Annotated in this window: 10 protein-coding genes and 2 tRNA genes; 9 read left to right on the top strand and 3 right to left on the bottom strand. The window is 61.2% G+C overall.

What is annotated here, in order from left to right:
* Positions 1-302: 302 nt before the first annotated feature.
* Positions 303-503 (bottom strand): YbfA family protein, encoded by a 201-nt coding sequence (locus tag BN1128_RS08035; RefSeq protein WP_042867468.1) that lies wholly within the window; start codon positions 501-503, stop codon positions 303-305.
* Positions 504-717: 214 nt separating this feature from the next.
* Between BN1128_RS08035 and BN1128_RS08030 the strand changes: the two genes are divergently transcribed.
* Positions 718-1,011 carry a hypothetical protein gene (locus BN1128_RS08030; protein WP_042867467.1) on the top strand — a complete coding sequence of 98 codons (294 nt, stop codon included), beginning with the start codon at positions 718-720 and terminating at the stop codon, positions 1,009-1,011.
* Positions 1,012-1,094: 83 nt separating this feature from the next.
* Here BN1128_RS08030 and BN1128_RS08025 read toward each other — a convergent pair.
* Together BN1128_RS08025 and BN1128_RS08020 are read right to left on the bottom strand one after the other, a co-directional pair.
* Positions 1,095-1,168: transfer RNA gene (locus BN1128_RS08025), tRNA-Cys, on the bottom strand.
* A 57-nt stretch (positions 1,169-1,225) separates the two neighbouring features.
* Positions 1,226-1,301 (bottom strand) — tRNA-Gly (locus BN1128_RS08020).
* 248 nt (positions 1,302-1,549) lie between these two features.
* Here BN1128_RS08020 and BN1128_RS08015 point away from each other — a divergent pair.
* The 8 genes from BN1128_RS08015 to BN1128_RS07980 all read left to right on the top strand — a co-directional run bounded on the left by BN1128_RS08015 (position 1,550) and on the right by BN1128_RS07980 (position 13,829).
* Positions 1,550-4,987 (top strand): hybrid sensor histidine kinase/response regulator, encoded by a 3,438-nt coding sequence (locus BN1128_RS08015; protein ID WP_042867466.1) that lies wholly within the window; start codon positions 1,550-1,552, stop codon positions 4,985-4,987.
* 403 nt (positions 4,988-5,390) lie between these two features.
* Positions 5,391-7,076 (top strand): ABC transporter substrate-binding protein, encoded by a 1,686-nt coding sequence (locus BN1128_RS08010; RefSeq protein WP_042867465.1) that lies wholly within the window; start codon positions 5,391-5,393, stop codon positions 7,074-7,076.
* 117 nt (positions 7,077-7,193) lie between these two features.
* Entirely contained in the window at positions 7,194-8,177 is a 984-nt protein-coding gene (locus tag BN1128_RS08005) for an ABC transporter permease (RefSeq protein ID WP_042867464.1), read from the top strand.
* Position 8,178: 1 nt separating this feature from the next.
* A complete protein-coding gene (locus BN1128_RS08000; protein WP_052445500.1) occupies positions 8,179-9,087 on the top strand; it encodes an ABC transporter permease in 909 nt (302 codons plus the stop codon).
* Positions 9,084-10,103 (top strand): ABC transporter ATP-binding protein, encoded by a 1,020-nt coding sequence (locus BN1128_RS07995; protein WP_042867463.1) that lies wholly within the window; start codon positions 9,084-9,086, stop codon positions 10,101-10,103. Before BN1128_RS08000 ends, BN1128_RS07995 begins: the two co-directional genes overlap by 4 nt.
* Positions 10,104-10,114: 11 nt before the next feature.
* On the top strand, positions 10,115-11,107 hold the full coding sequence (locus BN1128_RS07990) for an ABC transporter ATP-binding protein (RefSeq protein WP_042867462.1): 993 nt from the start codon (positions 10,115-10,117) through the stop codon (positions 11,105-11,107).
* 114 nt (positions 11,108-11,221) lie between these two features.
* Positions 11,222-12,964: a glycoside hydrolase family 9 protein gene (locus BN1128_RS07985; RefSeq protein WP_042867461.1), complete on the top strand. Its 1,743-nt coding sequence runs from the start codon at positions 11,222-11,224 to the stop codon at positions 12,962-12,964.
* A complete protein-coding gene (locus tag BN1128_RS07980) occupies positions 12,957-13,829 on the top strand; it encodes a glucosamine kinase nucleotide-binding domain-containing protein (RefSeq protein WP_042867460.1) in 873 nt (290 codons plus the stop codon). The genes BN1128_RS07985 and BN1128_RS07980 overlap by 8 nt, the downstream gene beginning before the upstream one ends.
* Positions 13,830-13,930 lie beyond the last annotated feature (101 nt).

The following is a 13,930-nucleotide window of genomic DNA, read 5'->3' as shown; positions in this document are numbered from 1 at the left end:
CTGCTCTCTCCACAAGGCGCCCCCGAAGGCGCGCCTTGTGGAGAGAGCAGTGTGTGCAGATATGCCTCCCTTGGCAAGGCGACAGGGCTCCCGGACAAAGGGATACCAGCTCCCCCATGCCGACCAAGTCCAGCCCGCGGCGGGCGATCAAAAAAGCCCCGCCAGAGGACGGGGCCAAGCAGCATGACAGCCAGAGAAAACCGGGCGAGACATGACCTGATCACCCACCAGGCCGGTTGCTGCAATCTCTTGATAATAATAAAAAAGACAGCCGAAGCTGTCTTTTTTGTCTGAAGCCGAGCTTAGTAGAAGATCCGCTCGCCACGCTCGCTCATCTTGAGCCACACCGGCTTGGTGCTTGTCTTGCTCCAGATGCGGTGCAGATAGCTGTAGAAACGGGCGCGATCACTGCGAAACAGCATCACGGGGAAGGCCAGAATACCCACCAGCAGCGCATAGATGCGACGAAGAATTATCTGAGTCAGAGAATAGGGATGAAACATGATAGCACTCCTTACTGGTAAGACCACTGAGCAAAGATTACTCCACAATTTGTAGGATTACTACACCAACAACCTCGTTTTTTCGCAAAAAAGTTCGCCAAAAGCCACAAAATGAAATTAGGTTACAGCCATTAACTTCCAAGCAACAAAATCTGGCAAAGCGGCACCGTTTGACCAGATTTAATGAGTTGGCAGTCAACATGGAGTCTGTGCGATGAAACCCGCAGAAGTGACGATCATAGGAGTGTTGGGCCTGTTGCTCTGGTCGGAGTGGCAGGATTGGCGGCTCAATCAAAACGACAGCATAGAGCTGGCCTACAAGGGGGCTCCGACCATCAGCCTGTGGCAATGCGGCCAGTTGAAACAGAAGATGATGGATCTGACCGAGCATTCGGCCGAGGTGCAGTTTCAATTCCGGGGACAGGATCTGGTGGAGGTCAATCGCTATCTGGAACGGGAGTGGCAACAACAGGGTTGCGAACCCTTGCTGACGCAGCAGGGATATTGAGAAAACCGGAATAGCGGGAAACAGAAACGCACACATGAATGTGTGGGCTATTGGTGCAGGGATGAGGCTGAACAAAAAGATGATGGAGGCACGTTCCGGAGTCGAACCGGACTAAACGGATTTGCAATCCGCTGCATAACCGCTTTGCTAACGCGCCATGCTAACAAGGCTGATTGCCTTGAAAGTGATACCCATAGTTGGGGCTATGAGAAATTGGAGCGGGAAACGAGACTCGAACTCGCGACCCCGACCTTGGCAAGGTCGTGCTCTACCAACTGAGCTATTCCCGCTTGACTGCAGTGTGCCAGTTACCTGACAACGAGGCGCATTATACGTACCCCAAGCGCGGACACAACCCTTTTTTCGCACTTTTAGCCCTTGCCCGTGCTGTTTGCTCAGGGTTTAGACGGCTTGGCCAAAAAAACCACATCAGGCTGTGACCCCACAGGCGAATTTAAGATAAAGTCATTGAAATGATTAGTCTTTAGTCAGAGACTTGTGGCGCTTAGTAACTGGATTCTCAATTGAAAATCACACGATGAAATGGATCTTCAAGCCTCGTGGGCTCAGGCCGCAGCTAATGCTGGCTTTTTTCATGTTGGGCCTGGTGCCCTTCCTGGTCGTCACCCTGTTCTTCCTCTACAGCCACGGTAAAGATCTCACCACCCAGACCTCCAACCATCTGGTGTCGGTGCGCAACATCAAGAAGAGCCAGCTGGAGGATTACTTCGGCAACCTCAAAGAACAGATCATCAACTTCTCCCAGCAGGATTTTGCCGGCAACAGTATCGGCCGCTTCTATGGCTTCACCGGCGCCTTCGAAAAACTCGGCATCACACCACAGGAGGCTCGCGCTCGCGCCCAGGCCCGCTATGTGCCCGGCTCCTGGGATCAGTTGCAAAAACCCGACGACAAGGCCGACATCGAGCCCTCCATCAGCGCGTTGATCCTGGCGGACGAGATGTATGGCCGGGTGCACCAGCGCTTTCATCGCGGCTATGCCGACATGGTGCGCAAATCCAACTACAGCGACATCTTCCTCATCGATCTCAACGGCGACGTGGTCTACTCGGTCACCAAGCGCCCCAACTTCGCCACCAACCTGCTCTCGGGCCCCTATCAGGCAAGCGGCCTTGGCAGCACCTTCGCCAAGATCAAGCGCCGCCTCGACGGCGGCCAGAAGCCGCAGCAGATCTTCGAATTCACCGACTTTGGCCGCAACGAGCTGACCGGACAGGTGGTCGCCTACATGGCCGCCCCCGTGATGCAGTACGACTATGTGCGCGGCGTGGTGATCTTCGAGCTGCTGCCGGACAAGCTCAACCAGATCATGGCGGAGCGGGAAGGCCTCGGCGAGACCGGCGAGACCATCCTCATAGGCCCGGACAAGCGGATGCGCGCCAATGCCTGGCTGGCACCGGAATTCAGCGTGGAGAACAGCTTCAGCCCCAATTTCAGGCCTCTGCAGACACCCTTGGTGGTCAAGACCCTCTCAGGTGAGCAGGGAGTCGGGCTGTTTCGCTCCTATCACGATGACGAGGTGCTGGCCGCCTACACCCAGGTGAAGGTGTTCGACACCGAGTGGGCCTTCATCGCCGAGATCTCCACCAGCGAGGCCTACCGCCCCATCCGTCAGCTGGAGACGCTGGTGATCCTGCTGGGGGCCGGCTCCCTGCTGCTGCTGATCCTGTTCTCGCGCTGGCTCTCCCACTCCATCACGGCCCCGCTACGCTCCCTCACCGCCGCCGCCGAGCAGGTGGCTGATGGCGCCCTGGATCACTCCATCACTATCCCTCGTACCGACGATGACATAGACAGGCTGGCCCAGGCGTTTCGCCACATGCAGCGCTCGGTGAAGGACAAGATAGAGCTCATCGAACGCCAGACCCAGGAGCTGCAGCAGCAGGTCAAGCTGACCCACAAGCAGAACCTCAGCCTGCAACAGGCTGACAAGCTCAAGGATGAACTGCTGGCCAACACCTCCCACGAGCTGCGCACCCCCATCCACGGCATCAAGGGGATGGCCGAATCCATGCTCGCCAGCCAGCAGGATTTGACCGAAGGGCAACAGAAGCAGCTCGGCCTCATCATCAAGAGCGCCGATGGCCTGGCCCGGCTGGTGGACGATCTGCTCGACTACCACCAGATGCGTTACGGCCAGCTGGAGATACACCCCCAGCCAGTCTCTTCCAAGGGAGTCATACGGCTGGTGCTGGATCTCTGCCAGCACCTGGTGCAGGCCAAGCCCCTCACCCTGGTGGACATAAGTCCAGCCGAGCTGCCGCCGGTGCTGGCCGATGAACAGCGGCTCGAACAGGTGCTCTACAACCTGGTGGGCAACGCCATCAAGTACACGCCGCAAGGCAAAGTGGTGCTGAGCGCTCTGGTGGAGGGCAGCTTCCTGCGCATCAGGGTAACCGACACCGGCATCGGCATCGCCAAAGACCATCTGGAGCACATCTTCGAGCCGCTGGTGCAGATGAGCCCGGAGGTGAGCAAGCAGGGGGCTGGCCTTGGCCTTTCCATCACCCGCCAGCTGGTGCACCTGATGGGGGGTGAGCTGTTCGTGGAGAGCGAGCCGAGCGTCGGCTCCACCTTCGCCTTCACCCTGCCGCTCGCCAGCGGCAAGGCGGGCAGCCTGACGCTGGACAGCCGCCAGATCGAGCACCAGCTGGTGCGCCAGCAGCCTCTCATCCTGCCGGACTGGGAGAGCGATGACCTCCCCCCTCCCCCCGAGGATGCGCCCCTCATACTGGTGGTGGATGACGAGCCCATCAATCTGCACATACTGCACCATCTGCTGCAACCCTGCGGCTACCGCATACTGCCCAGCAGCGATGGCCACGATGCCCTGGCCAAGCTGGCCCAGGAGCCGGTCGACCTGATCCTGCTCGATGTCATGATGCCGACCCTCTCGGGTTTTGATGTCTGCCGCCGCCTGCGCGAGCAGCACCCGAAAGACAAGCTGCCGGTGCTGCTGCTCACCGCCCTCAATCAGCCCAAGGATATAGAAGAGGGCTTCAATGCCGGCGCCAACGACTATCTGGTCAAGCCGTTTTGCAAGGAGGAGCTGTTTGCCCGGGTCAGGGCCTTGCTGGAAGCGAGTGCGGGCCGCGCCTCTCTGGTGGAGAACCGCCTGCTGAAACAGGAGATAGAGCACCGTCTCACCCTGCAGGAGCAGTTGCATCAGGATCAGGAGCGGCTGCTGGCGCTGCTCGGCGAAGGGGCCGATCCCATGGTCTTCATCGATGAACAGGGCACTGTGCTGTTTGCCTCCCGGGTACTGGCCCGCTTGCTGGGCCAGGAGCCGGAAGCCATGGAAGGTCAGCCGCTGGATGAGTGGCTGGCAAGCCCGCTGGCAACCCAGTGGCCCGACCTGAAGGCCCGCCAGGAGCAGCGTCTGGAATTTCTGGTGGCCGGGCTTAAGGATGAACTCAATGCCCGTGCCCTGCCCATCAGCCTGGGGGGACAGGCCGCCTTCGCTCTTACCCTCAGCACTGAGCCACGTCAGGACGAGAACCGGGTGATGGCGCTGGAGAACGCCCTCAAGAGCCTGTCGCGCCAGGCCATCATAGAGGACGGTCAGCTGCTGGGTGAGCTGAGCCGGTTGGGGGGAGAGTTCCGATCGCTGGCCGACGATCTCATTCGCCAGCAGGATGACGAACCGCTGCGCCGGGCTCTGGTGGATACCATGCGCCTCACCCTGGATGCCTGGCAGCAGGGTACCGGCAAGGGCAAGATAGTGCTGGCGGAGAAGAGCAAGCTGTGGCGGGTCTACATGGACAGATCCAGCCCCCAGACCCGTACCCTCGACAAATACCTGAGCCTGGATACCCTGCCCAAGGCACCGCGCTGGAAGACGGTGGTAGCCACCGCCGAGTACGTGCTCACCCACGGCCAGCTGAGCGATCCCCTGCGCCAACAGTTGCACCACAGCGCCCAGACCCTGCGTCAGCTCGCCAACCGCAAACCCTGACATGACACGCCCCGATCTGCGCCCTGGCTCACACTTGCCGGGGCGGTTTTTTTTTGTGCAGAATTAAGCGGGCAAAAGGCGTCAAAACGAGAGCCGATCCAATTCACACAATTGTCATGAATGGCCTTAAGACAGGGACTTATTACGCCAAAGCAAATAACATAACTTAATGATTTAAAATGAGTTAAAAGTCATTTTGACGAAATTGACGTAAGGGCCGTGATTTTTACGATATCGACGAACGGAACAGTTGTTGTTTTCCTGTTAACTCTGCTTTGCTAGGGACGTTGGATGACACAACTACAAGGGTGCAAAACCTGACCAACATTGAGGGCCGACCTCCACAGCATGCGATGTCGGTGCTCAAATCCGAACAAGGAATATAAATAAGAAAGGACATAATATGCTTGCCAAAGTATCCAAAATCTCTACTGCTGTACTGCTGGGAACCATGATGCTGGCCGGGGCTGCCGGCACTGCCATGGCAGCCGAAAACAAGACGGTGCTGACCCTGGTCGCCCAACAGGAAACGGCCTGGGTCAAGAACTTCAACCCCTTCTTGCAAGCGGGCCTGCTACACACCACCCGTCACTTCATCTATGAACCTCTGGTGATCTTCAACGATATGCAGGGGGGCAAACCCGTCTATCGTCTGGCCACCAACTATGCGTTCAGCGAAGACCTGAAATCCGTCACCTTCGATCTGCGTGACGGGGTCAAGTGGTCTGACGGTCAGCCCTTTACCGCCGATGACATCCTCTTCTCCTTCAATCTGGTCAAGGCCAACAAGGCGCTGGACGAGCGCTCTATCTGGACCCAGATCAAGAGCATCGAGAAGCTGGCCCCCAACAAGGTCAAGTTCGAGCTGACCGACGTCAACACCAACGTGGTGAATGACCTAGTACTGGTGCCAATCGTCCCCGAGCACCAGTGGAAATCCGTGAAGGATCCGGTTGCCTTCACCAACGACAAGCCGGTCGGTACCGGTCCCTTCACCGAGGTGGACAACTTCTCCGCCCAGCTCTACACCCAGTGCCGCAACCCGCACTACTGGGATAACGCCAACCTCTCCATCGACTGCCTGCGCATGCCGCAGATGGCCACCAACGATCAGGTGCTGGCAGCAGTGATGAAGGGTGATGTGGACTGGTTCGGATCCTTTGTGCCAGACATCGAGCGCCTCTACGTCGGCAACGATCCGAAGAACAACAAATACTGGTTCCCGGCCTCAGGTACAGTGGCATTCAACGTCAACTTCCAGACCAAGAATCCCGGCAACCACGAAGCCTTCAACGACATCAACTTCCGCCGCGCCTTCTCCATGGCGATGGACCGTCAGGCCATGGTGGACATTGCCGGCTACGGCTACCCGACCGTCAACGAATACCCGTCAGGTCTGGGCAAGGCATTCGCCTCCTGGGACAATCCGGAAGTCGAGAAGAAATACGGCAAGTTCAACAAGTTCGACCTGGAAGGGGCCAAGGCCCTGCTGAAACAGGCTGGCTACAAGGACTGTGACGGCGACAAGTTCCTCGACACCCCGACCTGCCAGAAGATCACCTTCAAGGTGCTGGTGCCGAACGGCTGGACCGACTGGGTCAACACCGCCCAGATCGGGGTCGAAGGCTTGCAGGCCCTGGGCCTGAATGCCAAGACAGCCACCCCGGAAGCCACCGTCTGGACCGAAAACCTGATCACCGGTGACTTCGACGTCGCGCTGCAGGGGTACTTCGCCGGTGCCAACCCGCACAAGTACTTCGAGACCGCCTTCCACTCCCGCAACATGGGTGAGCGTGGCAACCGCTTTGCGGCGCCCCGCTACAAGGATCCGGCGCTGGACAAGCTGATCGATGACTTCACCCAGACCGCCGATGCCGCCAAGCAGAAGGCCATCATGTTCGAGATCCAGGACAGGGTCGGTGCCAACCAGACCATCATCCCTGTGTTCAACAACCCGACCTGGTACGAATACAGCACCAAGCGCTTCAATGGCTGGTTCAGTGCCGACAACCCGGTTGCCAAGCCGCAGGTTCACCCGGATACCCCGGAACGTCTGCTGCACGTGTTGTCACTCAAGCCAAACAGCTAACCACCCCGGCCCCCTGCGGGGGGCCATTTTCCCCGCCATGTCTTCCATCCCCCGGATCGTACGGGGTTGGGGGAGCTTTGCCCGGCGCGGGGCAGGCTTGCAGTAAAAGGGTTTACCATGGGATTTATACTGAGACGTTTCTCCTTCTATCTGGTCGCCTTCCTGGTGGCCGCCACCATCAACTTCCTGCTACCCAGAGCCATGCCGGGGGATCCTGTCTCCGTCATGTTTGCCCGGGCTGGCGCCATGATGGAACCAGCCGCACTGGAGGCCCTCAAAGCGACCTTCGGCTTTGTGGACGGCCCCATCAGCACCCAATTTCTCACCTATGTGAAGAGCGTCTTCACCTGGGATCTCGGCACCTCGGTGCGCTACTACCCCCAACCCGTGGCTGACGTGCTGGGTCGCGCCATCGGCTGGACCCTGTTTCTGGTGGGCACATCCACCATCCTCAGCTTCTCCATCGGCTCCATCGTCGGCATCTTCGCCGCCTGGCACCGGGGGGGACGCATGGACAGCATACTCTCCCCGCTCACGCTGGTGATGCAGGCCATTCCGCCCGTGGTCATCTCGCTGCTCGCCCTCTTCCTGTTCGGGGTCAGTCTGGAGTGGCTGCCCATCGGCTATGCCTACAGCCCGGAGATCACCGCCGATTTCGGCTGGGAACACATCAAGAGCATCATGCTGCACGCCGTCATGCCAGTGCTGACGCTGGCCATGGTGCAAGTGGGGGGCTTCCTCATCACCATGCGCAACAACATGATCAACCTGCTGGGGGAGGATTACATCACCATGGCCAAGGCCAAGGGGCTCTCCAGCAACAGGGTCATTTTCAACTACGGTGCCCGCAACGCCATACTGCCGAGCGTCACCGCGCTCTCCATGGCGCTCGGTTTCGTCATCGGCGGCTCCCTCATCACAGAGGTGATCTTCAACTACCCGGGGCTGGGTCTGACTCTCTATCAGGGCATTCTGGCCCGCGACTACCCGCTCATCCAGGGGCAGCTGCTCATCATGACCATCACCATGCTCAGCTTCAACTTCCTGGCCGACGTGCTCTACGTCTTCCTGGATCCCCGTCTGCGTACAGGAGGCAAATAAGATGCGTATGCCGACTATTTTGAAAATCCTGCTGGGCAACAAGAAAGCCGCCTTCGGCCTCTTCATCGTGGTCAGCTTCGTGCTGATGGCACTGTTCGCCCCCCTGCTGGCCAGCAACGAACCGACCAAGCGAATCTCCCGTCCGCACCAGCCCCCCAGCGCCGAGTACGTGATGGGTACCACCCGCATGGGCCACGACATCTGGTCCCAGTTTGCCAACGGCGCCCGCATCTCCCTGATGGTGGGCTTCGGGGCCGGCATACTGGTGTGCGCCCTCGCCATCACCATCGGCATCACCGCCGGCTACTTTGGCGGCGTGATCGACGAGTGCCTCACCTTCCTGATGAACGTGGTGCTGGTGATCCCCAACCTCCCCCTGCTACTGGTGTTGGCGAGCTTTATCGGGGAGGCGTCACCGACGGTGATCGCGCTCATCATAGGCTTTACCTCCTGGGCCTATGGCGCGCGCGTCATCCGGGCCCAGACCCTGGCGCTGCGCGAGAAAGAGTTCGTCATCGCCGCCGAGGTACTGGGGGAGCCGGCCTGGCGCATCATTCTGGTGGAGATCCTGCCGAACCTCATCTCCATCATAGGGGTGAGCTTCATCGGCTCCATCATCTACGCCATCGTCACCGAGGCGACCCTGGAGTTCCTGGGGCTTGGCGATCCGACCGTGGTCAGCTGGGGCATCATGCTCTACAACGCCCAGACCTCCAGCGCCATCCTGGTGGGTGCCTGGTGGGAGATCCTGGCCCCCTGCTTCGCCATCGCCACCCTGGGCGCAGGTCTGGCCCTGCTCAACTTCGCCATCGACGAGATAGCCAACCCTCAGCTGCGATCCCATAAAGGGCTCAACCGCTGGAAAAAACTCGCCGCACCCGTCTCAGCACCACAGGAGAGGACAGCATGAAGACCCCACCCCTGCTGTCGGTACGCAACCTCTGCGTCGACTACATCACCGAGAGCGGCGACGTGCGCGCCGTCAACTCGGTCAGCTTTGACATAGCCCCCGGCGAGGTATTCGGCCTCGCCGGCGAGTCCGGCTGCGGCAAGTCCACCATCGCCTTCTCGGTGGCCCGGTTGCACAAGCCGCCCGCCTACATCAGTGGCGGCGAAATCCTGTTCAAGGGAGAGAACATACTCCACTACGGCGAAGAGCGGCTGCGATCCTACCGCTGGCAACAGGTATCCGTGGTGTTCCAGTCCGCCATGAACGCGCTCAACCCAGTGCTGCGCATGGAGGAGCAGTTCTGCGATGTGCTGCTGGCCCACAATCCCGGCATGACCCGTTACGAGGCGATCAAGCGCGCCCAGGTGCTGCTGGAGATAGTCGACATACACCCGAGCCGGCTCAAGGATTATCCGCACCAGTTCTCCGGCGGCATGCGCCAGCGGCTGGTGATTGCCATCGCCATGGCGCTCAACCCCGAGCTTTTGATCATGGACGAGCCGACCACGGCGCTGGATGTGGTGGTGCAGCGGGAGATACTGCAGAAGGTCTACGCCCTGAAAGAGCAGTTCAACTTCTCCATTCTGTTCATCACCCACGACCTCTCCTTGATGGTCGAATTCTGCGATCGCATCGGCATCATGTACGCCGGTGAGCTGATCGAGGTGGCGCCGTCCAAGGCGATCCTGACCTCGCCCCTGCACCCCTATACCCGCGGGCTCGGCAACTCCTTCCCGCCCCTGCACGGCCCGAAAACCGTGCTGGAGGGGATCCCGGGCACACCGCTCAACCTGCTGGAGGTGCCGGTCGGCTGCCGCTTCCAGGCCCGCTGTGGCAAGGTGCACGATCGCTGCCGCCAGGAGTACACCCGCCTGGTCGAGATCCGGCCGGGGCAACAAACCGCCTGCCACCTTTATGAGGCGCAGGATGAGCAACCGGATCCCGTTTTCTATCTGGACAAGGCCGCTGGCTGTTAAGGATGTCTGTCATGCAAATCGCCCAAACCGACGCGCCCATCATCGAAGTCCAGCACCTCTACAAGGACTTCCCCGTCAACTCAAATGCCATCAAGAGCGGCAAGATGCGGGCCCTCTCCGACATCACCTTCAACCTGCACCGGGGCCGCGCCCTGGCGGTGGTGGGGGAGTCGGGCTCCGGCAAGAGCACCATCGCCAAGATCATCGCCAAGATGTACAAGCTCTCCAGCGGCCGCATCCTCTATCGCGGCCGGGATCTGGAGGAGTTCAACAAGGGCACGGCCCTGCTCGACTATCGCCAGAGCGTGCAGATGGTGTGGCAAGACCCGTTCGGTTCGCTCAACCCGACCCACACCATCTACCACCACATAGCCCGCCCCCTGCTGCTGCACAGCAAGGTGATCGACAAGAAAGACCTGCCGGACATGGTCCATGCCCTGCTGGAGAAGGTCGGCTTGACTCCGGCCAAGGCGACGGCGGCCAAGTACCCCCACCAGCTCTCCGGCGGCCAGCGCCAACGGGTCAACATAGCCCGCAACCTGGCGGTGGAGGCGGAAGTGGTGCTGGCGGACGAGCCGACTTCCATGCTCGACGTCTCCATTCGCATCGGCATCCTCAACCTGATGGAGCAGATGAAGAACGAGCTGGGGGTCTCCATGCTCTACATCACCCACGACATCGCCACCGCCCGCTACGTGGCGGAAGACTTGGCGGTGATGTACGTGGGCCACATGGTGGAGTGGGGCGAGGTGGACGAGATACTGCACCACCCCCAGCACCCCTACACCCAGTTGCTCATCTCGGCGGTGCCCGACCCCGAGAAGAGCATCCACGCCGAACTGGAGGGGGGCCGCAAGGGGGAGATACCGCTGTGGACACCGGAATCCTGCGGCTGCCCCTTTGCCGGGCGCTGCAATCAGGCGATGGCCCGCTGCAAGGATGAGCTGCCCCCCATCACCAAGCTCGCCGACAACCACTTCGTGCGCTGCTACCTCTACGAGTGAGGGTGAGCCTTAGACCGGCCGGACTGCGCTGTCCGGCCATGCCTCGATACGGGGCGGCCACAGCCCCGTGATGTGCCTCACCGTCTGTCGGTGAACCACAGGAGTAATACCTTGATGGAACTCTTGATCAATCAGGTGGGCTACGAGTGCGACGGGCACAAGGTCGCCCTGCTGCAAACCAGCTCCCCCGCCCATGATCTCGGCGGCTATGTCAGGCTGCAACGCCTCGATGATGGCCAGATCTTGTTTGAAACCCCGCTGCAAGCGGCCGGGAGCGTTCCCGGCTGGCAGGGCCGCGCTTACCTAAGCGCCGACTTCTCCGCCTTCAAGGAGCCCGGCCACTATCGGCTGGAGGCAATAACGGCCCCCATAGGCACAACCGCTACGGAGCAGCGCATTGTCCGCTCGACCCGTTTCGCCATCGGCCAGGATCTGCTGGCCAGTCGCTGCCTCTCCGACGTCATTCACTACTTCAAGGGGCAGCGCGCCAGCGGCGCCTTCGATCGAGCCGACCGCAGCGCCCGCCTGTTTGGCACCGACCAGCACAAAGATGTGCACGGTGGCTGGTTCGATGCCAGCGGCGACATGAGCAAATACCTGAGCCACCTCTCCTACGCCAACTACCTCAATCCCCAGCAGACCCCCATGGTGGTGTGGGCCCTGCTCAAGTGCCGGGAGCTCTTGGCCTCGCGCCGCGATATCGATGGGGTGAATCTCTGCAAGCGGCTCAATGACGAAGCGCTACACGGCGCCGATTTCCTCTGCCGGATGCAGGATGAGTCGGGCTTTTTCTTCATGACCCTGTTCGACAAGTGGAGCAAGGACCCGGAGCAGCGCGAGCTGTGCGCCTACGCCACCCAGCAGGGGATCAAATCCGCCAACTGGCAAGCCGGTTTCCGGCAAGGGGGCGGCATGGCCATCGCCGCGCTGGCCCGCGCCGCCCGCGAGAGCGTCAGTGGCGACTTCGATGCCAGCCGCTACGCAGAGGCGGCCAGACGCGGCTACCAGCACCTGCGCGAGTACAACCTCGCCTATCTCGATGACGGGGTCGAAAACATCATCGACGACTACTGCGCCCTGCTGGCGGCGGTGGAGCTGACCCGCACGTTCGGCTCCGAGTGGCTGTCCGAGGCAAGAGCCCGAGCCAGCAAACTCTGCGCTCGCCAGCGCATCCATCCGGAGCTGGGTCACTACTGGTCGGCCAACGAGGCTGGCTCGCGCCCCTACTATCACGCCGCCGAAGCGGGCCTGCCGGTGCTGGCGCTGCTGGAATATTTAGGTGTAGAGCCGGGTCAGGGGCACAAGGCCCGGGTACAAACGGTAGTGGAGCAGGCGCTGGCCGCCGAGCTGGCGCTGTGCGCCCGGGCGGGCAACCCCTTCTCCCTCGCCCGCCAGTATGTGAAAGGGGTGGATGAAGCGCCTCGCGTCAGCTTCTTTATGCCCCACCACAACGAATCGGGTTACTGGTGGCAGGGGGAGAATGCCCGGCTGGCCTCCCTGGCCGCCATGGCCTTTGCCGCCGCCGAGCAGCTCCCGCAGCAATCCGGGCAACTGCTTGGCTTCGGCCAGCGCCAGCTCGACTGGATCCTCGGGCAGAACCCGTTCAACGCCTGTATGCTGGCGGGCCACGGCATCAACAACCCGGGCTATACAGCCGGTTATCCCAATGCCCTCGGCGGCATCTGCAACGGCATCACCTCAGGGTTCGATGACGAGGCTGAGGTGGCCTTCATCCCGGAGGAGTACAAGGATCGGCTGGATCAGAACTGGCGCTGGGGTGAGCAGTGGATCCCCCACGCAGCCTGGTTTGCCCTGGCCATCAGCTGGCAGTGTGCACAGGGAGGACAGCATGATTGAGTTCTGGGTCGGCGTGGATGGCGGCGGCACCCACACCCGCGCCCGCATTCGGGACAAGGCGGGCAAGCTCTTGGGTGAGGGGCGCGCCGCCGGATCCAATCTGGAGCTGGGCATAGCGGTCGCTCACGCCAACGTGCTGGCCGCCATCGAGCAGGCCCGCACCGAGGCCGGTCTGCCGGTGGCAAGCGCGCAGCAGATGGGGGTCGGGCTGGCGCTTGCCTCCGCCGAGCTGGCAGAGTGCTATCACGCCATGCTCGAGATGCCCTTCCCCTTTGCCAGCGTCAGGCTCACCTCCGATGCCGTCGGTGCCTGCCTCGGTGCCTTTGGTGGCAAGGAGGGGGCCATTCTCATCGCCGGCACCGGCTCGGCCGGGCTCCTCTATCAGCATGGTCAGATCCACACCTGCTCCGGCCGCGGTTTTCCCATCTCGGATCTGGGCAGCGGCGCCTGGCTTGGGCTGCGTGCCATCCAGCAGTCCCTGCTCTGCCACGACGGCATCCTGCCCCCCAGTACGCTCGCCATCCGCTTGCTCGATCACTTCAAACGGGATCAGGCCGAAGTCGTGCGCTGGGCCGCCCGCGCCATTCCCGCCGACTACGGCCGCTTCGCCCCCTGGGTGTTCGATGCCGCCAGCGACGGCGACGAGCTCGCCTGCCAGCTGCTTGACGAGACCTGCGAACAGTTGCGGATCCTGCTGGAGGGGATGCAGCAGCTGGGAGCCAGCCAGATTGCCCTGCTCGGTGGCATCGGCATGCGCCTCGCCCCCCGGCTGGCGCACCTCAACCTGGTCAACCCCAAGGCCGATGCGCTGGAGGGGGCCATACTGTTTGCCCAGTCGGAGTCGTTCCCATGTCTGCACTGCTGAGCCTTGTCCAATTTGATCTGCCCGCCGGCGGGGACAGGATCCCCCTCTGCCCGCTCCGGGGAATACCCATGCCTGCACTTTGGATCCCTCCCCGGGTTGAC

This window comes from Aeromonas piscicola, from assembly GCF_000820005.1.
GTDB classification, from domain to species: domain Bacteria; phylum Pseudomonadota; class Gammaproteobacteria; order Enterobacterales; family Aeromonadaceae; genus Aeromonas; species Aeromonas piscicola.
The sequence above is the reverse complement of the archived record's forward strand: the minus strand, read 5'-3'. Positions and strand labels throughout refer to the sequence as shown.

Excerpts from the sequence above, each read along its gene's own strand:
- BN1128_RS08005 (WP_042867464.1), top strand. The coding sequence starts at position 7,194 with ATGGGATTTATACTGAGACGTTTCTCCTTCTATCTGGTCGCCTTCCTG.
- BN1128_RS08015 (WP_042867466.1), top strand. The coding sequence starts at position 1,550 with ATGAAATGGATCTTCAAGCCTCGTGGGCTCAGGCCGCAGCTAATGCTG.
- BN1128_RS08030 (WP_042867467.1), top strand. The coding sequence starts at position 718 with ATGAAACCCGCAGAAGTGACGATCATAGGAGTGTTGGGCCTGTTGCTC.
- BN1128_RS07995 (WP_042867463.1), top strand. The coding sequence starts at position 9,084 with ATGAAGACCCCACCCCTGCTGTCGGTACGCAACCTCTGCGTCGACTAC.
- BN1128_RS07990 (WP_042867462.1), top strand. The coding sequence starts at position 10,115 with ATGCAAATCGCCCAAACCGACGCGCCCATCATCGAAGTCCAGCACCTC.
- BN1128_RS08035 (WP_042867468.1), bottom strand. The coding sequence starts at position 503 with ATGTTTCATCCCTATTCTCTGACTCAGATAATTCTTCGTCGCATCTAT.
- BN1128_RS08000 (WP_052445500.1), top strand. The coding sequence starts at position 8,179 with ATGCGTATGCCGACTATTTTGAAAATCCTGCTGGGCAACAAGAAAGCC.
- BN1128_RS08010 (WP_042867465.1), top strand. The coding sequence starts at position 5,391 with ATGCTTGCCAAAGTATCCAAAATCTCTACTGCTGTACTGCTGGGAACC.
- BN1128_RS07980 (WP_042867460.1), top strand. The coding sequence starts at position 12,957 with ATGATTGAGTTCTGGGTCGGCGTGGATGGCGGCGGCACCCACACCCGC.
- BN1128_RS07985 (WP_042867461.1), top strand. The coding sequence starts at position 11,222 with ATGGAACTCTTGATCAATCAGGTGGGCTACGAGTGCGACGGGCACAAG.